The 20,956-nt window shown below is 66.6% G+C and carries 22 protein-coding genes; 21 read left to right on the forward strand and 1 reads right to left on the reverse strand.

What is annotated here, in order from left to right; all coding sequences use genetic code 11:
- Nucleotides 1-110 precede the first annotated feature (110 nt).
- From ACT7B3_RS05815 to ACT7B3_RS05900, 18 genes are all read left to right on the forward strand, one after another.
- On the forward strand, nucleotides 111-635 hold the full coding sequence (locus tag ACT7B3_RS05815) for a YceD family protein (RefSeq protein ID WP_445157189.1): 525 nt from the start codon (nucleotides 111-113) through the stop codon (nucleotides 633-635).
- Nucleotides 636-670: 35 nt separating this feature from the next.
- Nucleotides 671-841, forward strand: a complete 171-nt coding sequence (gene rpmF / locus ACT7B3_RS05820) for a 50S ribosomal protein L32 (protein ID WP_102588615.1) — start codon at nucleotides 671-673, stop codon at nucleotides 839-841.
- A 35-nt stretch (nucleotides 842-876) separates the two neighbouring features.
- Nucleotides 877-1,914, forward strand: coding sequence for a phosphate acyltransferase PlsX (plsX, locus tag ACT7B3_RS05825; RefSeq protein WP_444679355.1), 1,038 nt, complete (start codon nucleotides 877-879; stop codon nucleotides 1,912-1,914).
- 5 nt (nucleotides 1,915-1,919) lie between these two features.
- Nucleotides 1,920-2,873, forward strand: coding sequence for an ACP S-malonyltransferase (gene fabD / locus ACT7B3_RS05830; protein WP_444678058.1), 954 nt, complete (start codon nucleotides 1,920-1,922; stop codon nucleotides 2,871-2,873).
- A 58-nt stretch (nucleotides 2,874-2,931) separates the two neighbouring features.
- Nucleotides 2,932-3,675, forward strand: a complete 744-nt coding sequence (gene fabG, locus ACT7B3_RS05835) for a 3-oxoacyl-ACP reductase FabG (protein WP_445157190.1) — start codon at nucleotides 2,932-2,934, stop codon at nucleotides 3,673-3,675.
- A gap of 123 nt (nucleotides 3,676-3,798) precedes the next feature.
- Complete coding sequence (acpP, locus tag ACT7B3_RS05840) at nucleotides 3,799-4,032, forward strand: acyl carrier protein (protein ID WP_008956801.1); 234 nt, start codon at nucleotides 3,799-3,801, stop codon at nucleotides 4,030-4,032.
- Nucleotides 4,033-4,223: 191 nt separating this feature from the next.
- Complete coding sequence (gene fabF / locus ACT7B3_RS05845; RefSeq protein ID WP_445158847.1) at nucleotides 4,224-5,465, forward strand: beta-ketoacyl-ACP synthase II; 1,242 nt, start codon at nucleotides 4,224-4,226, stop codon at nucleotides 5,463-5,465.
- A 24-nt stretch (nucleotides 5,466-5,489) separates the two neighbouring features.
- Nucleotides 5,490-6,311 (forward strand): aminodeoxychorismate lyase, encoded by an 822-nt coding sequence (pabC, locus tag ACT7B3_RS05850; protein ID WP_444678056.1) that lies wholly within the window; start codon nucleotides 5,490-5,492, stop codon nucleotides 6,309-6,311.
- Nucleotides 6,312-6,321: 10 nt separating this feature from the next.
- Nucleotides 6,322-7,326: an endolytic transglycosylase MltG gene (mltG, locus tag ACT7B3_RS05855; protein ID WP_444678055.1), complete on the forward strand. Its 1,005-nt coding sequence runs from the start codon at nucleotides 6,322-6,324 to the stop codon at nucleotides 7,324-7,326.
- Between the two features lie 35 nt (nucleotides 7,327-7,361).
- A complete protein-coding gene (gene tmk / locus ACT7B3_RS05860) occupies nucleotides 7,362-8,015 on the forward strand; it encodes a dTMP kinase (RefSeq protein WP_445157191.1) in 654 nt (217 codons plus the stop codon).
- A gap of 11 nt (nucleotides 8,016-8,026) precedes the next feature.
- A complete protein-coding gene (locus tag ACT7B3_RS05865; RefSeq protein WP_445157192.1) occupies nucleotides 8,027-9,007 on the forward strand; it encodes a DNA polymerase III subunit delta' in 981 nt (326 codons plus the stop codon).
- 25 nt (nucleotides 9,008-9,032) lie between these two features.
- Complete coding sequence (locus ACT7B3_RS05870) at nucleotides 9,033-9,368, forward strand: PilZ domain-containing protein (protein WP_444678052.1); 336 nt, start codon at nucleotides 9,033-9,035, stop codon at nucleotides 9,366-9,368.
- A 38-nt stretch (nucleotides 9,369-9,406) separates the two neighbouring features.
- Nucleotides 9,407-10,261, forward strand: coding sequence for a TatD family hydrolase (locus ACT7B3_RS05875; protein WP_445157193.1), 855 nt, complete (start codon nucleotides 9,407-9,409; stop codon nucleotides 10,259-10,261).
- A gap of 53 nt (nucleotides 10,262-10,314) precedes the next feature.
- Nucleotides 10,315-10,869, forward strand: coding sequence for a DUF1285 domain-containing protein (locus ACT7B3_RS05880; RefSeq protein ID WP_445157194.1), 555 nt, complete (start codon nucleotides 10,315-10,317; stop codon nucleotides 10,867-10,869).
- The gene (locus ACT7B3_RS05885; RefSeq protein WP_445157195.1) at nucleotides 10,866-13,097 is read left to right on the forward strand and encodes an ATP-dependent helicase; all 2,232 of its coding nucleotides are present in this window, start codon (nucleotides 10,866-10,868) and stop codon (nucleotides 13,095-13,097) included. Before ACT7B3_RS05880 ends, ACT7B3_RS05885 begins: the two co-directional genes overlap by 4 nt.
- A complete protein-coding gene (locus ACT7B3_RS05890) occupies nucleotides 13,094-13,975 on the forward strand; it encodes a sulfurtransferase (RefSeq protein ID WP_445157196.1) in 882 nt (293 codons plus the stop codon). The genes ACT7B3_RS05885 and ACT7B3_RS05890 overlap by 4 nt, the downstream gene beginning before the upstream one ends.
- 82 nt (nucleotides 13,976-14,057) lie before the next feature.
- Nucleotides 14,058-15,035, forward strand: a complete 978-nt coding sequence (locus ACT7B3_RS05895) for a Gfo/Idh/MocA family oxidoreductase (protein ID WP_445157197.1) — start codon at nucleotides 14,058-14,060, stop codon at nucleotides 15,033-15,035.
- Nucleotides 15,036-15,048: 13 nt separating this feature from the next.
- The gene (locus ACT7B3_RS05900) at nucleotides 15,049-16,137 is read left to right on the forward strand and encodes a DegT/DnrJ/EryC1/StrS family aminotransferase (protein ID WP_445157198.1); all 1,089 of its coding nucleotides are present in this window, start codon (nucleotides 15,049-15,051) and stop codon (nucleotides 16,135-16,137) included.
- A gap of 206 nt (nucleotides 16,138-16,343) precedes the next feature.
- On the opposite strand, the gene ACT7B3_RS05905 is transcribed toward ACT7B3_RS05900, so the two are convergent.
- Nucleotides 16,344-18,014 (reverse strand): electron transfer flavoprotein-ubiquinone oxidoreductase, encoded by a 1,671-nt coding sequence (locus ACT7B3_RS05905; RefSeq protein ID WP_444678046.1) that lies wholly within the window; start codon nucleotides 18,012-18,014, stop codon nucleotides 16,344-16,346.
- A gap of 354 nt (nucleotides 18,015-18,368) precedes the next feature.
- Here ACT7B3_RS05905 and ACT7B3_RS05910 point away from each other — a divergent pair, with 354 nt between their 5' ends.
- The 3 genes from ACT7B3_RS05910 to ACT7B3_RS05920 all read left to right on the forward strand — a co-directional run bounded on the left by ACT7B3_RS05910 (nucleotide 18,369) and on the right by ACT7B3_RS05920 (nucleotide 20,933).
- Nucleotides 18,369-19,118, forward strand: a complete 750-nt coding sequence (locus tag ACT7B3_RS05910; RefSeq protein ID WP_444678045.1) for an electron transfer flavoprotein subunit beta/FixA family protein — start codon at nucleotides 18,369-18,371, stop codon at nucleotides 19,116-19,118.
- 70 nt (nucleotides 19,119-19,188) lie between these two features.
- The gene (locus ACT7B3_RS05915; protein ID WP_444678044.1) at nucleotides 19,189-20,115 is read left to right on the forward strand and encodes an electron transfer flavoprotein subunit alpha/FixB family protein; all 927 of its coding nucleotides are present in this window, start codon (nucleotides 19,189-19,191) and stop codon (nucleotides 20,113-20,115) included.
- Between the two features lie 206 nt (nucleotides 20,116-20,321).
- A complete protein-coding gene (locus ACT7B3_RS05920) occupies nucleotides 20,322-20,933 on the forward strand; it encodes a superoxide dismutase (protein WP_444678043.1) in 612 nt (203 codons plus the stop codon).
- The last annotated feature ends 23 nt before the right edge of the window (nucleotides 20,934-20,956 follow it).

Consider the following 20,956-nt stretch of genomic DNA (forward strand, 5'->3'; position numbering starts at 1 on the left):
AGAGGAAGAAGGCGCAGGCGCGCTGCCTGCCGACGCCGGTGGTCGCTATTGTAGCGCGCAGTGATGGTGTCTTTGACAGGCGCAGGGCGAGTGCCTATCATTGCGCGCCTATGTTGACCACACGACTCCCCGACAAGGTCGAGCCCTACCGGCTCGCCGCACGCGCCGAACGCCTGGCCGGTCTGATGTCGCTCGATCGTTTCGAGCGCTTGGCCGAGCAGGTGGGTGCCCAGTCCGGTGACTGCCGGGTCTGGCTCGAGTTCGGCATCGATGCCCAAGGCCGGCGCGAAATTCGTGGGCGCCTCGAGGCCGAGCTGCAGCTGCCGTGCCGACGCTGTCTCGAGCCGCTGGCGCAATCGGTGGCAAGCGACTTCCTGCTGGGGATGGTGACCAGCGACACCCTGGCGGCCGACCTGCCGGGAACCCACGAGCCGGTGCTGGTGGAAAACGAACAGCTGAACCTTCTGGAGGTGGTCGAGGATGAGCTGATCCTCAGTCTGCCGCAGGTGGTTTACCACGATGAGGCCCATTGCCGGGTCTCGCGCGACCAGCTGAGCAGCGGCGAGGCGCCCGAACCTTCGGAGCCGGCCGCGAATCCCTTCGAGGTGCTGCGCCACCTCAAGGGAAAAAAGTGATGGTTGTTTATTGTCTCACTCTGGAGTGACACCCCATGGCAGTTCAACAGAATCGCAAGACCCGTTCCAAGCGCGGTATGCGTCGTAGCCACGATGCGCTGAGCGCGCCGACCCTGTCCCAGGACAAGGAAACCGGCACCACTCACCTGCGCCACCACGTTTCCCCCGACGGCTTCTACCGCGGCCGCAAGATCGTCGACGCCTGAGTCGTATCCCCGCCGGTGACGGACGGCAGTTGAGCGTGCGGATCGCCGTCGATGCGATGGGCGGAGACATCGGCCCGAAGGCAGCCGTGCAGGGCGCGGCGATCGCTGCTGAGGCCACGCCGGCGCTGACCATCGACCTTTTCGGCCCTGCAAGCCTGCTGGAATCCGAACTCGAGAGCCTGCCGCGGCACCTCGCCGCGGCGGGCTCGCGTTTGGTCGTTCATCACGCTCCGCTGGCCGTCAGCCAGGAACAGAAGCCTTCCGATGTCCTGCGGCGTGGCGGCGACACCAGCATGGCTCGCATGCTGGCGCAGGTGGCCAGCCGCCAGGCCATCGCCGGCGTCAGCGCCGGCAATACCGGGGCCCTGATGGCGCTGGCGCGCCGCGAGCTGGGCACGGTGGCCGATATTCCCAGGCCGGCGATCAGTACGGCCATTCCCACGCGTGGCGATGGCCGCTGCTACCTGCTCGATCTGGGCGCCAATGTCGATGTCTCCTACCAGCGTCTGGTCGACTTCGCCTGTATGGGTGACGTCATGGCACGCGAGGTGGATGGGCTGGCATCGCCGCGGGTGGCGCTGCTCAATGTAGGCAGCGAAGCGACCAAGGGGAGTGCCACGGTGCGCGAGGCCGATGCCAGGCTGCGTGCCATGCCGTCGTTGAATTACTGCGGCTTTGCCGAAGGCGACGCCATCTTCACCGGTGCGTACGATGTGGTGGTCTGCGACGGTTTCGTCGGCAATGCGGTCCTCAAGGCGAGTGAAGGGTTGGCGCGAATGCTCATCGAGCGGGTTCAGACCACCTTCGAGGCCCACTGGAGCAGTCGCTTGGTGGGCATGCTGGCACGACCGGCATTGAGGCGGCTCAAGGGCGAGCTGGACCCGGTACGATACAATGGCGCCAGCCTGCTCGGGCTTGGCGGCATCGTGATCAAGAGCCATGGCAGCGCTGATGCCATCGGCTTTTCCTATGCCGTGCTGCGGGCAGTCCAGGAGGTCAGTCGGGATCTTCCCTCCCGCATGGCCAGCGAGCTGCGCAGTCGGCATGACAGGACTCTACAAGATCAATGGTGAACGACATGACTCAACCCCTCGCCCTCCTTTTCCCCGGGCAGGGCTCACAGCAGATCGGCATGCTGCGTGAGCTGGCCGAGCGCTACAGCGTCGTGCGCACGACGTTCGAGGAGGCCGCCGATGCGCTGGGCTACGACCTGTGGAAGGTGGTGCAGGAAGGGCCGGAAGATGCGCTCAACGCCACGGCCTGCACGCAGCCTGCGCTGCTCACGGCCAGCGTGGCCATCTGGCGGGTCTGGCAGGAGCTCGAAGGCCCGCGGCCCGGGGCCATGGCGGGGCATAGCCTTGGCGAGTACAGCGCCATGGTGTGCGCCGGCGTAATCGGCTTCGCCGACGGGGTGCGCCTGGTCAGGCTGCGCGGTGAGGCCATGCAGGAGGCGGTCCCGCTGGGGCAGGGCGGCATGGCGGCCATCCTCGGGCTTGACGATGCGATGGTGGAGCGCGCCTGCGCCGAGGCGGCGCAGGGCGATGTGGTCGCCGCGGTGAACTACAATGCGCCAGGACAGGTGGTCATCGCCGGCAGCAAGGCAGCGGTCGAGCGCGCCATCGCGTTGTGCCAGGAGGCCGGGGCCAAGCGGGCCATGGCGCTGCCGGTGTCGGTGCCCTCGCACTGCACGCTGATGAAGCCAGCCGCCGAGCGGCTCCAGGCTGCCATGGAGGCGCTCGACATGCGCCCGCCGCGCTATACCATCTATCAAAACGTGGATGCCCAGGCGCATGCCGATGTGGGTACGCTGCGTACCCGGTTGATCGAGCAGCTCTATCAGCCCGTGCGCTGGACCTCCTGCGTGGAGGCGATGGTGAACCGTGGCGCCGAGGTATTCATCGAGTGCGGTCCTGGCAAGGTGCTGACCGGTCTTGGCAAGCGTATTGCCAAGGGCAGCAAGGGACTGGCGGTGAACGACCCCGACAGCCTTGAAGCGGCGTTGGAACTGGCGCGGGAAGCGGCCAGCCAGTGAGCCAGGAAGGAGACAGCCTCCTTCATCCGAACAATCACGACTCATATCGGAAGCAGCTATGACGAGCGAACGCAGAATCGCCCTGGTCACCGGGGCCAGTCGCGGCATCGGACGCGCCATCGCGCATGAACTGGGCCGCCAGGGGCGGGTGGTGATCGGCACGGCCACCACCGAAGATGGCGCGGCCAAGATCGGCGAGGACCTGCGGGCCCAGGGTTTCGAGGGCGCCGGTCGCGCGCTGGACGTAACCGATCCGGAGAGCGTTGATGCGCTGATCAAGGCGATCACCGAGGAGTTCGGTGCACCGACGATCCTGGTGAACAATGCCGGCATCACGCGCGACAACCTGCTGATGCGCATGAAAGAGGATGAGTGGGATACGGTGCTCGACACCAACCTCAAGTCCGTCTATCGCGTCACCAAGGCATGCCTGCGCGGCATGACCCGCGCTCGCTTCGGCCGCATCGTCAATATCAGCTCGGTGGTGGCCACCATGGGCAACCTGGGCCAGACCAACTATGCTGCCGCCAAGGCGGGGATGGAGGGCTTCACCCGTGCCCTGGCCCGCGAGGTGGCGTCTCGGGCCATTACGGTCAATGCCGTGGCACCTGGCTTCATCGCCACGGACATGACCCATGCACTGCCCGAAGAGCAGCACAAGATGCTGCTGACCCAGATTCCCCTGGCTCGCCTGGGCGAGCCGGAGGAAATTGCCGCGGCCGTCGGCTTCCTGACGGGCGAGAGCGCTGGCTACATCACCGGCGAGACGCTGCAGGTCAACGGCGGCATGAACATGCGTTGACGCTTCCGCGGGTCGGCGGTTGCGCCGACCGGGGGGCGTCTATAAACTACCCCGCAGCTTGAGTTTGCGGACCAAACGGTTGGTCATCCGAACGGCTAACTTGAACGACTGGAGTACGTCATAATGAGCACCATCGAAGAGCGCGTGAAGAAGGTTGTGGCCGAGCGCCTGAACGTCAAGGAAGAGGATATTCAGAACAGCTCCTCCTTCACCGAAGACCTGGGCGCCGATTCCCTGGATACCGTTGAGCTGGTCATGGCGCTCGAAGAGGAATTCGACACCGAGATTCCCGATGAGGAAGCCGAGAAGATCACCACCGTTCAGGAAGCCATCGACTACGTCAACGCCCACCAGTAAGGGCGCGGTCGTCCCCGCTTGCTGAGGTGACGGGCCTCCCAGTGAAGCCCATCAAGAGCCGTCCTGAATCCAGGGCGGCTTTTTGCTTCATGCCTTGGCAGTGGCTGCCCAAGCCGGGAGCTTGTTGGGTATAATGCGCGCAACGTCGGTCCCTGGAATGGGCCGTGTCGTCTAGGTTGTCTGGAGGAAAACTGATGGCTCGTAGAGTTGTGGTGACCGGGCTTGGCCTGGTCACGCCGGTGGGCAACACCGTCGAGGAGAGCTGGGAGAACATCCTGGCCGGCAAGAGCGGCATCGCCCCCATCGAGCATTTCGATGCCAGCAGCTTCAACACGCGCTTCGGGGGCTCGGTCAAGAACTTCGACATCAGCCCGTACCTGAATCCGAAGGATGCGCGCAAGATGGACCTGTTCATCCAGTACGGGGTGGCCGCTGGCGCGCAGGCCATCAGTGACTCGGGCATCGAATGCACCGAAGCCAACGCTGAGCGAATCGGCGTGGCCATCGGTTCGGGCATCGGCGGGCTGCCGATGATCGAGCAGAACCACAACGCGCTCAACAAGGGTGGCGCCCGACGCATCTCGCCGTTCTTCGTCCCCGGCTCGATCATCAACATGATCTCCGGCAACCTGGCGATCCAGCACGGCTTTCGTGGCCCCAACATCGCCATCACTACCGCCTGCACCACGGGCACGCACAACATCGGTTACAGCGCTCGCACCATCGCCTACGGCGATGCCGACGTGATGATCTGCGGCGGTGCCGAGATGGCCACCACGCCGCTGGGCCTGGGTGGCTTCTCCGCTGCCCGCGCGCTCTCGACCCGCAATGACAACCCGCAGGCGGCCAGCCGCCCGTGGGATCGCGATCGCGACGGCTTCGTGCTGTCCGACGGCGCTGGCGTGCTGGTGCTCGAGGAGTACGAGCATGCTAAGGCCCGCGGTGCGCGCATCTATGCCGAACTGATTGGCTTTGGCATGAGCGACGATGCCTTCCACATGACGGCACCGCCCGAGGATGGCAGCGGCGCGGCGCTCTCCATGCGCAACGCCATTCGCGATGCGCGCCTCGACCCCGCAGACGTTCACTACATCAATGCTCATGGCACCTCGACGCCGGCCGGCGACCTGGCCGAAAGCCGTGCGGTCTCGAAGGTGATGGGTGCCGCGGCTTCCTCGGTGGCCGTCAGCTCGACCAAGTCGATGATCGGCCATTTGCTGGGCGCTGCCGGGGCGGTCGAAGCCGTGTTCTGCATTCTGGCGATTCGCGACCAGGTGGCACCGCCGACCATCAACCTCGATAACCAGCAGGAAGGCTGCGATCTCGACTACGTACCGCATACGGCGCGCCAGATGAAGATCGACGTGGCGCTGTCGAACTCCTTTGGTTTCGGTGGAACCAACGGCACCCTGCTGTTCTCCAAGTTGCGCTGAAGCGAGTGAGAGGAGGGCGCTGCCGTGACGGATTGGCCTGGCCACGACAGCGTCCCGCTCGATGATCGTGGCCTGGCCTACGGCGACGGCCTCTTCGAGACCGTGCTGGTGCGTGATGGCCAGGCCCTGCTGTGGGACGAGCATATGGCGCGGCTGGCGCGTGGCTGTCGGGCGCTGTCCCTGCCGCCGCCCGACACGGCGCGCCTTGCCCAGTTGCCCGCCCGGGCCGGCCCCGGCCTGAAGGTACTCAAGATCATCCTGACGCGGGGCAGTGGAGGGCGCGGCTACCTGCCGCCCGAACCGGCGCAGCCACGGCTGCGCTGGAAGGTCGCTGACTTTGCGCCGCAGCCGGCCCGCTGGCGCGATGGAGTGCGGGTGCGCCATTGCCGGCTTCGGCTCGGCAGGCAGCCCGCACTGGCCGGCATCAAGCACCTCAATCGTCTCGAAAACGTCCTGGCGCGCCGTGAATGGCAAGACGCCGAGCTGGCCGAAGGGCTGCTCTGCGACAGCGAAGGCCTGCTGGTGGAAGCCACCGCGATGAACCTGATCTGGCGCCGTGACGGACGGCTCGAGACGCCGTGCCTGGCCCGATGCGGCGTGGCCGGTACCCTGCGCGCCGCGCTGATGGCCCGCCAGGCGATCGTCGAGGTGAGCTGCGGCCCCGAGGTGCTGGCCGAGGTTGAGGCGCTGTGGCTGCTCAATTCCGTGCAGGGCGTCTGGCCGGTGACGCGGCTGGATGACACGGCGGGCACAGAACTCAGGCGCTGGTGCATCGATGATGCGAATCGCCCGCTGCAGGCGATGGCACATGAGCTGCTGGGCTACCCGGCGGCGTTCGAACGGTGAGAGGAAAGGCATGCTGCGTCTAGTCAAATACCTGTTGCTGCTGGTGGTGGTCGCCGCGGTTGCCGCCCTGGCCGGCTATCACTATTGGGAGAGCCGACTGGAGGCACCCATTGCCGTCGACGAGGAGACGCTCTACGAGGTGCCACGCGGCGCCGGCTACAACCGCGTGGTCACTGACCTGGCCAGTCGCGGCATCATTCAGGACGACTGGGCGTTTCGCCTGCTGACGCGCCTCGAGCCAGAGGCAATTCCGCGGCTGCGCGCCGGCGAGTACATGCTCGAACCCGGCATGAGCGGTCGCGACCTCATTGCTCTGCTGGGCAGCGACCGGGTGGTGACCTATCCCATGACCTTCCCGGAAGGCTGGACCTTCCGCCAGATGCGGGCACAGCTGGATGCCGCCCCCAAGCTGGAAAACCTGACCCACGGACTTTCCGATGCCGAGGTCATGGCGCTGCTAGGGCGCGAGGACCGCCATCCCGAGGGGTGGTTCTTCCCCGATACGTACCGCTATTACAAGGGGATGAGCGACTTGGACATCCTGCGCCAGGCGCTGCTGCGCATGGAGCGTATTCTTGAGGAGGTGTGGGAACGGCGCAGTGATGAGCTGACCATCGATACCCCCTACGAGGCGCTGATCATGGCCTCGCTGATCGAGCGCGAAACCGGAGCCCCGGAGGAGCGCCGTGAGATTGCCGGGGTCTTCAAGCGTCGCATGCAAACCGGCATGCGCCTGCAGACCGACCCCACGGTGATCTACGGCATGGGCGAGCGCTATGAGGGGCGTATCACCCGGGCGGACCTGCAGGAGGCCACCCCCTACAACACCTATGTGATCAACGGCCTGCCGCCGACGCCCATTGCCATGCCCGGTCGTGCCTCGCTGGAGGCCGCCGTCGACCCGCTGCCCGGTGACACCTACTATTTCGTTTCTCGTGGCGACGGTACCCACCACTTCTCGCGCACCTTGCGCGAGCACAACAACGCCGTGAACCGCTACATCCGCAACCGCTGAGCAGGATGCACGCCATGCTGGCACAAGGAGTTTCGATGCAGCCGCGAGGACGTTTCATCACCCTGGAGGGCAGCGAGGGTGTTGGCAAGAGCACCAATATTGAAGCGGTGGCACAATGGCTCTCTTCGCGCGGCGTTGAGGTGGTGCGAACGCGGGAGCCCGGCGGCACCCAGCGGGCCGAGGCCATTCGCGAGCTGCTGCTGACGCCCGACAGCGACGAGACGCTGTGCGTCGACGCTGAGCTATTGCTGATCTTTGCCGCCCGCGCCCAGCACGTGGCGCAAAAGATCCTGCCCGCGCTGCAGCGCGGTGCCTGGGTGCTATGCGACCGCTTCACCGATGCCACCTTTGCCTACCAGGGCGGTGGACGGGGCATATCGTCCGAGCGCATCGCCGAGCTTGAGCGCTTCGTGCTGGGCGATTTTCAGCCCGACCTGACGCTGCTTTTGGACATGCCGGTGGCCGCCGCCCAGCAGCGGCTGCAGGGCCGCCTGGCGGCCAGCGGCGGTGAGCGGGACCGCTTCGAGCGGGAGCGCGGCGCGTTCTTCGAGGCGGTGCGCCAGGCCTACCTGGCGCGAGCCGAGGCGGCGCCCGGGCGGTTTGCCGTGATCGATGCCGCCGCACCGCTGGCCACCGTCCAGGCCCGGCTGGCCGACTGCCTGGATCAGCGGGTTGGCCCATGGCTCTAGGCGAACCGGGTATGGCGACACCGCTGCCCTGGCAGCTGCCCCTGTGGCAGCACTTCCTCGAGCGCTTCGAGCAGCAGCGCCTGCCCCACGCGCTGCTGCTGTCGGGGCCGCGCGGCGTAGGCAAGCAGCGCTTCAGCGAGGCGCTGGTGGCTCGGCTGCTGTGCACCTCGCCGGGCAGCCAGGCGTGCGGCCACTGCCATGGCTGCCACATGCTGGCGTCCGGCTACCACCCCGACCTGATGCGGGTGATGCCGGAAGAGGGCAAGCGGCAGATTCGCATCGACCCAATTCGCACGGTCAACGGCTTCGTGGCCCAGACTGCCCAGCAGGGCGGGCGGCGGGTGATCGTGGTTGCCCCGGCCGAGGCCATGAACGTGGCGGCCGCCAACGCGCTGCTCAAGAGCCTCGAGGAGCCGGGTGCGAATACCCATTTCCTGCTGCTCGCCGACGTGCCGTCGCGCATGCTGGCCACGATCCGTTCGCGCTGCCAGCACTGGAGCCTGCCGCTGCCCGAGCGTGAGGCGAGCCTGGCCTGGCTGACCGAGCGGCTTGGCAGCCATGAGGAAGCGCAGTTCTGGTGGCAGGTTTCGGGAGGGCTGCCGCTGCTGGCGGTGGAGCTGGCAGACCCCGGTTCACGGGCTCTGCGCAAGCAGCTTCACGACACCTTCGATGCCCTGGTGCGCGGCGCCGAGCCGGTGGCCGAGGCCGCGCGTCTCGACCGCCAGGCTATCGAATCGATCCTGTGGTACGGTATCGCCTGGCTCGAGGACCTGATTCGCCTTGGCCTGACCGGCGAAGCATCGCGGCTGCGCAACCCCGACCTGTTGCCGCTCTACCGCCAGGCGGTGAAGAACGCCCGGGTGCGCGACTGGTTCCGCCTGCTGGACTACGCTCGCGAGCAGCGGCGGCTGCTGGCCAGCGGGGGCAATCCCAACCCGCAGCTGGTGCTCGAGGCCTGGCTGGTGCGTTGGTCGGCGCTACTGCGTTCATGAAGCTCAACGGGGAGGAGTGAGGTCGATGTCACCGCAAAAGGCACTGTCGCTGACGATCCAGGACGAGCAGACGCTGCTCTCCGCCTACATGCCGTTGCTCGAGCGTGGCGGCATCTTCGTGCCTACCCGCGAGCGCTATGAGCTGGGCCAGGAGGTCTACCTGCTGCTAACGCTGCCGAGTGACAGCGAGCGGGTGCCCGTTACCGGCCAGGTGGTGTGGGTCTCGCCCGACGGCGTGGCAGGGCGACGGGTGCCCGGCATCGGCATTCACTTCAGTGCGGAGGACCAAGCCGTACGCGACCGCATCGAGACTCTGCTGGCGGGTCAATTGGACAAGGGAGCGCCTTCCTACACCCTGTAAGCCCCTCTCTTCACGGAACGCTATGAGCCGATTACCGCATGTTTGTTGATTCACACTGTCATTTGGACCGTCTCGACCCGGCCACGCATGCGGGTAGCGTGGCGGCCGCCCTCGAGGCCGCACGCGCACGCGACGTGCGCCAGTTTCTGGCCATCGCGGTGACGCTCGAGGACGTACCGGCGCTGGCCGCGCTTGGCCGCGAGCACCTGGACGTGGCCATCTCCGCCGGCGTGCATCCCCTCCACCTGCTGGAGCGGGAGCCGGAGATCGAAGGCATCAAGGAGGTCGCGGAGCGCTTCGGCGCGGTGGCCATCGGCGAATGCGGCCTCGACTATCATTACCTCGACAAGACGCCCGAGCGTGTCCCGTCGCGTGATGTGCAGCGCGAGCGCTTTCGCCGTCAGCTGATCGCCGCCACCGAACTCGAACTGCCGGTCATTGTGCATACCCGCGACGCCCGCGAGGATACGCTCGCCATGATTCGCGAGTACAGCGACCCGGCCATCGGCGGCGTGCTGCACTGCTTCACCGAGGATCTCGACATGGCCCGCGAGGCGGTGCGCCACGGGTTCTACATTTCGCTGTCGGGGATCGTCACGTTTCGCAACGCCGAGGCGCTGCGAGAAGTGGCCCGTCGGGTGCCGCTGGACCGGCTGCTGATCGAGACCGACAGCCCCTACCTGGCGCCGGTGCCCCACCGCGGCAAGCCCAATGAGCCGGCGTGGGTGGTGGAAGTGGCCCAGTGCATCGCCGAGGCTAGGGGAATCAGCCTCGACGAGGTGGCAATGCAGACCACGGCCAATTTCTACCAGCTGTTCCGCGCCGCCGCGCCTGACATTTCGGCAGAGGTGCGCCAGGCGCTGGCCCACGCCGGCCTGATCTCGGGCCGCTGACCCGAAGCAGCGGCTGGGCTAGAGTAGAACTCGAGCCTGGTGGAGTAGCGATCATGAACCTCGAACCTTTGCTGAAGCATGTCGAGCCGACCGGCGGGCTGCCTCCCGTCGAGACCTGGCACCCCGAGCGCGTGGGGGAAATGGACCTGGAAATAGCCGCCGACGGGCGCTGGTTCCACGAGGGGGGCGAGATGACCCGGCCGGCCCTGGTCCGGCTGCTCTCCACGCTGCTGCGCCGCGAGGCCGATGGCCATTACTACCTGGTGACGCCCGCCGAGAAACAGCGCATCCGGGTCGTCGATCGCCCATTCTTGATCGTCGATGCTGAGCGCGATGGTGACGGCGACTGGTGGTTGACTACCAATGCGGGGGATCGCCTGCGCCTCGATGCGGCACGCTCGCTGACGCCGAGCGCCACCCCCGAAGGCGAGGAGATTCCGGAAGTGCCCGTGCGACTGGGGCTTACCGCTCGGCTGGGGCGCAACGTCTACTATCGACTGGTGGAAGAGGCCGAGCAGCGCCCCGGCCGGCCGGGGTGGGTCGAGCTGGGGCTATTCAGCGGCGATACCTGGCAGCCGCTGGGCAGCGTACCGGCTGAGGCCCTGTGAAGCTGACCGACGAGCAGCGTGCCGTCGTCGAGCATGGCGCGGGCCACGCTCGAGTAGCCGCCGTGGCCGGGGCGGGCAAGACCACTACGCTGGTGGCACGGGTGCTGCACCTGCTGCAGCGGGGCGTGCCGGCCCAGCGTATCCTGGTGCTGATGTTCAACCGCTCGGCGCGAGAAGACTTCCAACGCCGTCTGGCCACCATGGCACCGAGCGGCGTTGCGCTGCCCGATATTCGCACCTTCCACTCGCTGGGGCATCGCCTCACGGCCAGCCTGACCCGCTGGGGCGCCCTGACGCCACGCCAGCTGCTTTCCGCCGACTGGCAGCTGGAGCGGCTGCTGCGCCAGGCCACCCAGGAGGTACTGAGCGGGGAAGCGGCGCAGCGCGACATGGCGCTGGAGCCGGATACCCTGGATGCCCTGTCCCATTTCTGTGCCCTGGTGAAGGCGGAAATGGTGACGCCGCAGGCGCTCTACGAGCGGCTCGACCTGGGCGAGGGCACCGGCCACTTCCCCGAGGCCTTCCAGCGGCTCGAGGCGCTGCTGGCGGAGCATGGGCTGATGACCTATGCCGACCTGCTCTACCGTCCGCTGCTGGCCTTCCAGGCCGAGCCCGCGCTGGTGGTGCGGGTGCAGGGTTTCCTCGACCAAGTCATCATCGACGAGTACCAGGACATCAATCAGGCCCAGCTGCGGCTGCTCGCCACCCTGGCCGGCCGCAGCGCCGAGGTCATGGCCGTCGGGGATGCCAACCAGTGCATCTACGAGTGGCGCGGGGCACACCCCGACACCATGCGCGATCATTTCACCGCCACTTTCGGCCCGGCCAGCGATTACCCGCTTTCCACCACCTTCCGCCACGGGCATGCGCTGGCACTGCTGGCCAACCATGCCATTGCCGCCAACCTGCGTCGGCCCGACCAGCTGTGCCTGGCGGCCGAGGGCAACCCCGCGACCACGCTGGAGGTGGCGCAGGGCAGAGGCGCGCTGCTGGAGGCGCTCGATGCCTGGCTCGCCGCGGGGCGGCGGCTCGATGAAGCCTGCCTGCTGGTGAGAAGCTGGGCCCTGTCGGTGCCGGTTCAGCTGCGGCTGCTGCAGGCGGGGGTACCGTTTCGGCTGTCCCGCGAGGCTCACTTTGTGTTTCGCCTGCCGCTGGTGCAGGCGCTCTCCGGCTACCTGCGGCTGGCACGTGACGGCGCCTTGCTGCGTGACCCGGGGCTGCTCCTGCGGCTGCTGGAACAGCCGACGCCGTTTGTCGCGCGTGAGCGGCTGGGCGCGCTGGCGCGACGGCTGGCCGAGACCGGCGAATTTCCCGGCAACCACGACCCCTTGATGGCGAGCCTCAAGCCCGTGCAGCGGCGCAACCTGAAGCGGCGCTGGGCGCTGCTAGGTGAGCTGCCGCGGCTGGGCCATTGGCCGCCGGCGCGGCTGCTGGCGCATATCGTCGATACTCTCGAGGCCGAGAAGGTGCTCAAGCGTGCGGCGGCGCGCCGGGAAAAGGGCGAACAGGACGTGCGTTTGCTGGATGTGCTGATTGAACAGGCCGGCGAGGCGCAGGCGATCGATGCCTTCATCGAGCTGCTCGAACGGCCGGTCGAGAACCACGCCGAGGGCCTGCTGATTACCACCGTGCACGGGGCCAAGGGGCTGGAGTGGCCGCTGGTGGCCATGGCCGGCGTCAATGAAGAGGATTTTCCCCATTACAGCCGGGACAACCCGCTGACGCCCGAACGGCTGGAGGAGGAGCGGCGTCTTTTCTATGTCGCCGTTACGCGGGCCCGAGAGCGGCTGCTCATCCTACACGACGGGGGCGAGCATCGCCCCAGCCGCTTCATCGCCGAAACGGCGTGGCAGGACTGCCTGCGACTCGACGCACGCCTGCGCGGGGCCGATGTCGGCAACGAGGCGCTGGCCGTGTCTTCACCGCGGCTGATGTCGCGCTACCTCGAGGCGTTGTCGCGGCAGGTGCCGCTGACGCAGCGCCAGGCAGAGGGGCTGCCGCTGGCCACGCCTGTCGACGCGGCAAGCTATCGGCCAGGGCAGTGGCTGCGTCATGCCGTGTTCGGCGAGGGGGAAGTCGTGCAGGTCGAGGGCGACCCGGCCGACCCCATCATCGAGGTCAATTTCACCCGGGCCGGTCGGCGCCGGCTGCTGGCCGGGCGAGCGCCCATCGAGCGCCTCGACGCCGGCCGCGCCCGCCCAGGCCTTGCCAAAGGAGAGCGAGCATGAACAGCCTGCTGATCACGGCGCACGAGCTGAGCGAAGCCCTGCAGGGCCAGCACCCCTTGCGGGTGCTGGACTGCCGGGCCCGGCTGGGAAAACCCGAGGCCGGGCGCCAGATGTGGGAAGCGGGGCATGTGGCGGGTAGCGCATCCCCCGCGAGTCTCACCACTGAGACAATGTGGGAAGCGGGGCATGTGGCGGGTAGCCTGCCGGTCAGCCTCGACCATGACCTGGCGGGGCCTCCGGGCGCAGGTGGGCGCCATCCGCTGCCGACGCCCGAGGCCTTCACCGCCACGCTGCAGCGGCTCGGGGTCTCCCCCGGCGAGCCGGTGGTGGTACTCGACGACCTGGGCGGGCAGCTGGCAGCGGCGCGGGCCTGGTGGATGCTGGCGATCTGGGCGGGGCATCCCGATGTGCGTGTGCTGGACGGCGGATTGCAGGCTTGGCTGGCGGCCGGCGGCGAGCTGGTGCAGGCCGCGTGGCAGCCTCCCGAGCCTGGCCGCTGGCAGCCGACGTTCAACGCCGGGGCGTGGATTGGCGCCGACCAGGTGCTTGCCGGGCGGGCGCTGCTGGTCGATGCGCGCAGCGAGGAGCGTTTTCGCGGTGAGGTCGAGCCCATCGACCCGGTGGCCGGCCGCATCCCGGGTGCGGTATGTCGGCCGAGCGCCGCCAACCTCGATGAGCAGGGCAGGTTCAAGCCGGCGCAACGGCTCGACGCCGAGCTGCCCCGGGCCGACCAGGTGGTTGCCTACTGCGGCTCGGGTGTGACGGCTTGCCACAATCTCCTGGCCTACGCCATCGCCGGTCGCCCCGTTCCGCGGCTCTACCCCGGCTCCTGGAGCGAATGGATCACCGCTCCGGCTAGGCCGGTGGCAAGTGGGTGACCGACCTGTCAAGCTTTGGCCGGCAGGTACCGTCAACCGGCTGGCAAGCTGATAACAACACGGACTTCAAGGAGGATAGACCATGAACTTTGCGCTGATTGGCGCGGCAGGGTACATCGCGCCGCGCCACATGCAGGCGATCAAGGATACCGGTAACGACTTGGTGGCGGCCTACGACATCAACGACTCGGTCGGCATCATCGACTCCATCTCTACCAACTGCTCTTTCTTCACCGAGTTCGAATACTTCCTGGAACATGCCTGGCGGCTGAAGCGCCAGGGCGAGCGGGCCATCGACCACTGGGTGGTGTGTTCGCCCAACCATCTGCACAGCGCCCATATCACCGCAGGGCTGCATCTGGACTGCGACGTGATCTGCGAGAAGCCGCTGGTGTCGACGCCGGCCCAGCTCGACGAGCTGCGCCAAGTCGAACAGGCCACCGGTCGGCGCGTCTACAGCATCATGCAGCTGCGCCATCATCCTGCCATCCATGAGCTGCGCGACAAGGTGCTGGCCGAGCAGCGGGACGGCCAGTATGAAGTCGAGCTGACCTACATCACTGCCCGCGGCCCCTGGTACCTGGCCAGTTGGAAGGGCGATTCGCGTAAGTCGTTCGGGGTCATGTCCGAAATCGGCATTCACTTCTTCGACATGCTGCACGTGATCTTCGGCGAGCTGAAGCGCATGGAGCTGCACCATCACGACGAGCGTAAGGCCGCGGGCTTCCTTGAATACGAGAAGGCGCGGGTACGCTGGTTCCTCTCCATCGACGCCGAGGACCTGCCCGCGCGGCTGCGTGGCCACCATTCGACCTTCCGCAGCATCACCTGCGACGGCGAGGAGTTCGAGTTCTCCAGCGGCTTCACCGACCTGCATACGGTCAGCTACCGTGAGATCCTGGCCGGGCGTGGCTTCGGCATCGAGACCGTGCGCCACTGCCTCGAGACGGTGTACGCGCTTGGCCAGGCCACCCCGGAAGCCCCCCGCGTAGATGAAGCGCATCCGCAGCTCGCCGCCGTGCTGGCGGCGCAGGACGCGCTCGCGGCCAGTCAGCGCTAAGGGGAGCCTACGCATGCATTTCATTGATCTTGCCGCGCAGCAGGCGCGGATCAAGCCACGCCTGGATGCCGCCATCCAGAGCGTGCTGGAACACGGGCGCTACGTGCTGGGCCCGGAAGTGACCGCGCTTGAGGAGCGCCTGGCCGAGTATGTTGGCGTGGCGCACTGCATCGGCTGCGCCAACGGCACCGATGCGCTGCAGATCGCGCTGATGGCGCTGGATATCGGCGCCGGTGACGAGGTGATCGTGCCCGGCTTCACCTTCATCGCTAGCGCCGAGAGCATCGTGCTGGCCGGTGCTCGGCCGGTCTACGTGGATATCGATCCGGCCACCTACCTGCTCGACCCGCAGCAGCTCGAGGCGGCGGTGACCCCGCGCACGCGGGCGATCATGCCGGTGTCGATGTTCGGCCAGTGTGCCGACATGGAGGCCATCGAGGCGGTGGCCCACCGCCATGGCCTGGCGGTGGTGGAGGATGCCGCCCAGAGCTTCGGCGCAACGCGCCACGGGCGGCGCTCCTGCGGGCTCAGCCGCGTGGCCTGCACCAGCTTCTTTCCGAGCAAGCCACTGGGCGCCTACGGAGACGGCGGGGCGCTGTTCACCGACGATGACGACCTGGCCGCCGGCATTCGCCTCGTGGCGCGCCATGGAGAGGCGCGGCGCTACCACCACACCCGGCTCGGCATGAACAGCCGGCTGGATACCCTGCAGGCCGCGGTGCTGCTGGCCAAGCTGGAGATCTTCGACGACGAGGTGGCGCGCCGTCAGGCCGTTGCCGAGCGCTATGATCGTCTGCTGGGTGAGGCCGGCATCGCCACTACCCCCCGCCTGGCGGCTGGCAACACCAGCGTCTATGCCCAATACAGTCTGCGGGTGGCGAACCGCGACCAGGTGCAGGCGCGGCTCACTGAAGCCGGGGTGCCGACGGCCGTACACTACCCGCTGCCGCTCAATCACCAACCGGCCGTGGCAGACCCCTGCTGCCGCCTGCCGGTGACCGAGGCGGTATGCCAGGAGATTCTCAGCCTGCCGATGCACCCCTACCTGGAGGCCGAGCAGCAGCGGCATGTGGTAACGGCGCTGGTGCAGGCGCTGGCCTGAGCTTCGGCAGCGTATCGCTGCGTGCGTGGCTCACTGGATGCTGTTCGCCCGACTGTACCGACAGCGGTGGCCAAGGGCGAGGCAAGAGAGAGCAGCCTAGGACAAAAGGGAAAGGGGAAAGGCGAGGGGGAGGCAAAAAAAGGGCATGCCGCGAGGCATGCCCTTGTCGGGTCCGAGCCGCTTCACCGCGGAAGCGAGCCCGGGCATTACATGTTGGGATAGTTCGGGCCGCCGCCGCCTTCCGGCGCCACCCAGCGAATGTTCTGCGCCGGGTCCTTGATGTCGCAGGTCTTGCAGTGCACGCAGTTCTGGAAGTTGATCTGGAAGCGTGGCTGGCCGGCGTCGTCCTCCACCACCTCGTAGACCCCGGCCGGGCAGTAACGCTGCGCCGGTTCGGCGTAGGTTGGCAGGTTGTCGCGGATCGGCACAGCCGGGTCCAGCAGCTGCAGGTGGCTGGGCTGGTCCTCTTCATGGTTGGTATTCGACAGGAACACCGAAGAGAGCTTATCGAAGGACAGCTTGCCGTCGGGCTTGGGGTAGACGATCTTCTCGAACTCGCTGGCCGGCTTGAGTGCGGCATGGTCCGGCGTGGTGTCGTGCACGTTGGGCAGCTTGCCGCCCAGCAGCTGGTTGATGAAGTTGTAGGCGCCACCACCCACGGTGCCGTACTTGTGGATGGCCGGGCCGAAGCTGGCGCTCTCCTTCAGCTCGGCGTAGGCCCAGCTCTGCTCCCATTTGGCGCTGAACGCGGTGAGCTCCTGGCCGCCTTCGTCGCCGGCGGTGAGCGCCTCGAACACGGTTTCCGCCGCCACCATGCCGGACTTCATAGCCGTGTGCAGGCCCTTGATCTTGGAGAAGTTCAGCGTGCCGGCATCGCAGCCGATCAGCAGGCCGCCGGGGAAGGTCATCTTCGGCAGGCAGTTCAGGCCGCCTTTGGTGATGGCGCGAGCGCCGTAGGCCACGCGCTTGCCGCCCTGGAGGTGCTTAGCCAGCACCGGGTGGTGCTTCATGCGCTGGAATTCGTCGAACGGCGAGAGCCAAGGATTCTGGTAGGCGAGGTCGATGATCAGGCCGACCACCACCTGCTGGTTCTCGGCGTGGTAAAGGAACCAGCCGCCGTGGGTGGACTTGTCGAGCGGCCAGCCGGAGCCATGCAGGACCAGTCCCGGCTCGTGCTGTTCGGCCGGGATGTCCCACAGCTCCTTGATCCCGATGCCGTAATGCTGGGGGTCCTTGCCGGCGTTGAGCTTGAAGCGCGAGATCAGCCCCTTGCCCAGGTGGCCGCGGGCGCCTTCGGCGAACAGCGTGTACTTGGCGCGCAGTTCCATGCCCGGGGTATAGCTGTCCTTGGGCTGGCCGTCGGTACCGACACCCATGTCGCCAATGAGAATGCCACGTACGGTGCCGTCCTCGTCGTGGAGCACTTCCTGTGCGGCAAAGCCGGGGAACACCTCGACGCCCAGCGCCTCGGCCTGCTCGGCCAGCCAGCGGCATAGGTTGCCGGCGCTGATCACGTAGCGGGTCAGGTCGCCCCCGGTATTGTGCATGCTCTTCGGTACCAGGCCGTTGGGCAGCTTTTGGGCCTTGTCGGCGTCCTTGAGCAGATAGACTTCATCGCGAGTGGCGGGGGTGTTCAACGGGGCGCCGCGCTCTTCCCAGTCGGGGAACAGCTCCTGCAGCGCACGTGGCTCGAAGACGGCGCCCGAAAGGATATGGGCGCCCACCTCGGAACCCTTCTCGACCACGCATACCGTCAGTTCCTGGCCGGCCTCATTGGCCTGCTGCATCAGGCGGCAGGCGGCCGATAGCCCGGAAGGGCCGGCGCCGACGATCACCACGTCAAAGTCCATCGAATCGCGTTCTACTTGCTCAGACATCCCCTTGCTCCTCCCTCGGCTTCGGCGTCGGGCCTGTTCCACCAACGTCGAAAGAAAATAAAACGGTCGTTTGCTTCTCGATATTCTCCATGATAGGCATAATAAACGACTCAGGATACCCCTACGATGGCAATGTGCGACCAGACTGCGCTGCGCCTGCGAAGGGATTGTTGCCACCTGCAGGGCTGTGGCACATTGGCAAGGTTTTTGGGTGTGGCGCCTATCAAACGCTTGCATGAAACACATAAAGGAAGACCACCCGGTTCTAAGGAGTCGCCGCCCTTTTCCTGCACAAGCCGGGCGTCAGCGAATCCCCAACCCAACGGTTCACCCAGCGAACCAAGCGAGGACACCATGAAAGTACTCGTCGCGGTCAAACGCGTCATCGACTACAACGTCAAGATTCGCGTCAAGGCGGATCACACCGACGTCGACCTCACCAACGTCAAGATGGCCATGAACCCCTTCTGCGAGATCGCCGTGGAAGAAGCGGTGCGCCTGAAGGAGAAGGGCGTGGCCAGCGAGGTCGTCGCCGTGACCATTGGCCCCAAGGCTGCTCAGGAGCAGCTGCGCACCGCGCTGGCGCTGGGCGCCGACCGGGCGATTCATGTCGAGACCGACGAGCGCGTCGAGTCGCTGGCCGCCGCCAAGCTGCTGGCCAAGGTGGTAGAGGCGGAGCAGCCGCAGCTGATTATCCTGGGCAAGCAGGCCATCGACACCGACAACAACCAGACCGGCCAGATGCTGGCTGCGCTGGCCGGGCTGCCCCAGGGCACCTTCGCCTCGGAAGTCGTGGTCGAGGGTGACAAGGTGCAGGTGACCCGCGAAGTCGATGGCGGCCTGCAGACCGTCGAACTGAGCCTGCCGGCCATCGTCACCACCGACCTGCGCTTGAACGAGCCGCGCTACGCCAAGCTGCCTGACATCATGAAGGCCAAGAAGAAGCCGCTGGACGTCAAGACCCCGGCCGATTTCGGCGTCGAGGTGAAGAGCAGCCTTACGCTGGTGAAGGTCGAATCTCCCGCCGAGCGCAAGGGCGGTATCAAGGTGGGCTCGGTGGACGAGCTCGTGGACAAACTGAAGAACGAAGCCAAGGTGCTGTGACGCAGTTCGCTGGCAACGGTTCTTTGAAGACAGCGCTTGGAAAAGCAGCGCTTAGAAAGGAGTGGAATCCATGAGCATCCTGGTACTCGCCGAACATCACGACGGTCAGCTCGCTGGCGCCACCGCCCACGTCGTGGCGGCCGCCCAAGCGATTGGCGGCGACATCGATATCCTGGTCGCCGGTGAAAATGTCGGCGCCGTGGCTGAAGCCGCCGCCAAGCTCGACGGCGTGGCCAAGGTCCGCGTGGCCGACAACGCCGTCTACGCCCACCAACTGGCCGAGCCCCTGGGCGCGCTGCTGGTCGAACTCGCCGGCGACTACAGCCACCTGCTGGCCGCCGCCTCCACCACCGGCAAGAACGTGCTGCCGCGTGTTGCCGCGCTGAAGGACGTCAGCCAGATCTCCGAGATCGTCGAAGTGGTCGACGCTGACACCTTCAAGCGCCCGATCTACGCCGGCAACGCCATCGCCACGGTGAAGAGTGCCGACAGTCTCAAGGTCATCACCGTGCGCAGCACCGGCTTCGATGCCGTTGGCGCCGGCGGTAGCGCCAGCGTCGAGAACGTCGAGGTGGTGGTCGACAACGGCCAATCTACCTTCGTCAAGCAGGAGCTGGCCCAGAGCGACCGTCCCGAGCTGGCCGGTGCGCGCGTGGTCATTTCCGGCGGGCGCGGCATGGGCAGCGGCGAGAACTTCAAGCTGCTCGACGGCATTGCCGACAAGCTGGGCGCGGCCATTGGCGCCTCGCGCGCCGCGGTGGACGCCGGCTTCGTGCCCAACGACATGCAGGTAGGCCAGACCGGCAAGATCGTCGCCCCGGAGCTCTACATCGCCGTGGGTATTTCCGGTGCCATCCAGCACCTGGCCGGCATGAAGGACTCCAAGGTGATCGTGGCGATCAACAAGGACGAAGAGGCGCCGATCTTCCAGGTGGCCGACTACGGCCTCGTCGGCGACCTGTTCCAGCTCCTCCCGGAGCTCGAGAGCAAGCTATAAGACGCAGCAGGCAAGACAAGCAAGCCGGCCACCGCGCCGGCTTGCTTGTTTCTGCGCTCCCAGGCTTTGGAAACTCGATGGCGAGCGGCTATGACAAGACTTGGGCGACGCTATTAGCGTGAATCGCGGGTATTTGCCATGCTGGATGAATGCAGCGAGGGGCCGTGTGCGTCCCCGCCTTTCATTGACGCCAAGGAGGAGCCAACATGCCGCACCAATTGCCCGAGCTACCGTACGCCTATGATGCGCTTGAGCCGCACATCGATGCGATGACGATGGAGATCCACCACTCGCGCCATCACAAGACCTACGTGGACAAGCTGAACGCCGCGCTGGAAGGGACCGGCCTTGAGGAGCTGCCGGTGGACGAACTGATGGCCAGCATCGACCGGGTGCCGCAAGAGAAGCGGCAGGAGGTCATCAACAACGGTGGGGGCCACTCCAACCATGCCAAATTCTGGCAGATGATGTCGCCCAACGGCGGCGGCCAGCCCCAGGGTAAGGTGGCCCAGGCCATCGACAGCGAGCTGGGCGGCTTCGACGCCTTCAAGGACGCCTTCACCAAGGCGGCGCTGGGGCGCTTCGGTAGCGGCTGGGCCTGGCTCAGCGTGACGCCGGAGAAGAAGCTGGTCGTCGAGAACACCCTCAACCAGGACAGCCCGCACATGCACGGCAACACCCCGGTGCTGGGTCTGGATGTGTGGGAGCACGCCTACTACCTGAAATACCAGAACAAGCGCCCCGACTACGTCTCGGCCTTTTTCAACGTGGTCAACTGGGAGGAGGTGGAGCGCCGCTATCAGCAGGCCGTTTCCTGACCTTTCCAGGCTTTCCCGTCAAC

It is taken from the genome of Halomonas sp. E14 (assembly GCF_052568415.1).

Excerpts from the sequence above, each read along its gene's own strand:
- fabG (WP_445157190.1), top strand. The coding sequence starts at position 2,932 with ATGACGAGCGAACGCAGAATCGCCCTGGTCACCGGGGCCAGTCGCGGC.
- ACT7B3_RS05870 (WP_444678052.1), top strand. The coding sequence starts at position 9,033 with ATGTCACCGCAAAAGGCACTGTCGCTGACGATCCAGGACGAGCAGACG.
- ACT7B3_RS05910 (WP_444678045.1), top strand. The coding sequence starts at position 18,369 with ATGAAAGTACTCGTCGCGGTCAAACGCGTCATCGACTACAACGTCAAG.
- ACT7B3_RS05815 (WP_445157189.1), top strand. The coding sequence starts at position 111 with ATGTTGACCACACGACTCCCCGACAAGGTCGAGCCCTACCGGCTCGCC.
- ACT7B3_RS05890 (WP_445157196.1), top strand. The coding sequence starts at position 13,094 with ATGAACAGCCTGCTGATCACGGCGCACGAGCTGAGCGAAGCCCTGCAG.
- ACT7B3_RS05900 (WP_445157198.1), top strand. The coding sequence starts at position 15,049 with ATGCATTTCATTGATCTTGCCGCGCAGCAGGCGCGGATCAAGCCACGC.
- tmk (WP_445157191.1), top strand. The coding sequence starts at position 7,362 with ATGCAGCCGCGAGGACGTTTCATCACCCTGGAGGGCAGCGAGGGTGTT.
- ACT7B3_RS05865 (WP_445157192.1), top strand. The coding sequence starts at position 8,027 with ATGGCGACACCGCTGCCCTGGCAGCTGCCCCTGTGGCAGCACTTCCTC.
- acpP (WP_008956801.1), top strand. The coding sequence starts at position 3,799 with ATGAGCACCATCGAAGAGCGCGTGAAGAAGGTTGTGGCCGAGCGCCTG.
- ACT7B3_RS05875 (WP_445157193.1), top strand. The coding sequence starts at position 9,407 with ATGTTTGTTGATTCACACTGTCATTTGGACCGTCTCGACCCGGCCACG.
- rpmF (WP_102588615.1), top strand. The coding sequence starts at position 671 with ATGGCAGTTCAACAGAATCGCAAGACCCGTTCCAAGCGCGGTATGCGT.
- ACT7B3_RS05915 (WP_444678044.1), top strand. The coding sequence starts at position 19,189 with ATGAGCATCCTGGTACTCGCCGAACATCACGACGGTCAGCTCGCTGGC.
- fabD (WP_444678058.1), top strand. The coding sequence starts at position 1,920 with ATGACTCAACCCCTCGCCCTCCTTTTCCCCGGGCAGGGCTCACAGCAG.
- ACT7B3_RS05880 (WP_445157194.1), top strand. The coding sequence starts at position 10,315 with ATGAACCTCGAACCTTTGCTGAAGCATGTCGAGCCGACCGGCGGGCTG.
- mltG (WP_444678055.1), top strand. The coding sequence starts at position 6,322 with ATGCTGCGTCTAGTCAAATACCTGTTGCTGCTGGTGGTGGTCGCCGCG.
- ACT7B3_RS05895 (WP_445157197.1), top strand. The coding sequence starts at position 14,058 with ATGAACTTTGCGCTGATTGGCGCGGCAGGGTACATCGCGCCGCGCCAC.
- ACT7B3_RS05920 (WP_444678043.1), top strand. The coding sequence starts at position 20,322 with ATGCCGCACCAATTGCCCGAGCTACCGTACGCCTATGATGCGCTTGAG.
- ACT7B3_RS05905 (WP_444678046.1), bottom strand. The coding sequence starts at position 18,014 with ATGTCTGAGCAAGTAGAACGCGATTCGATGGACTTTGACGTGGTGATC.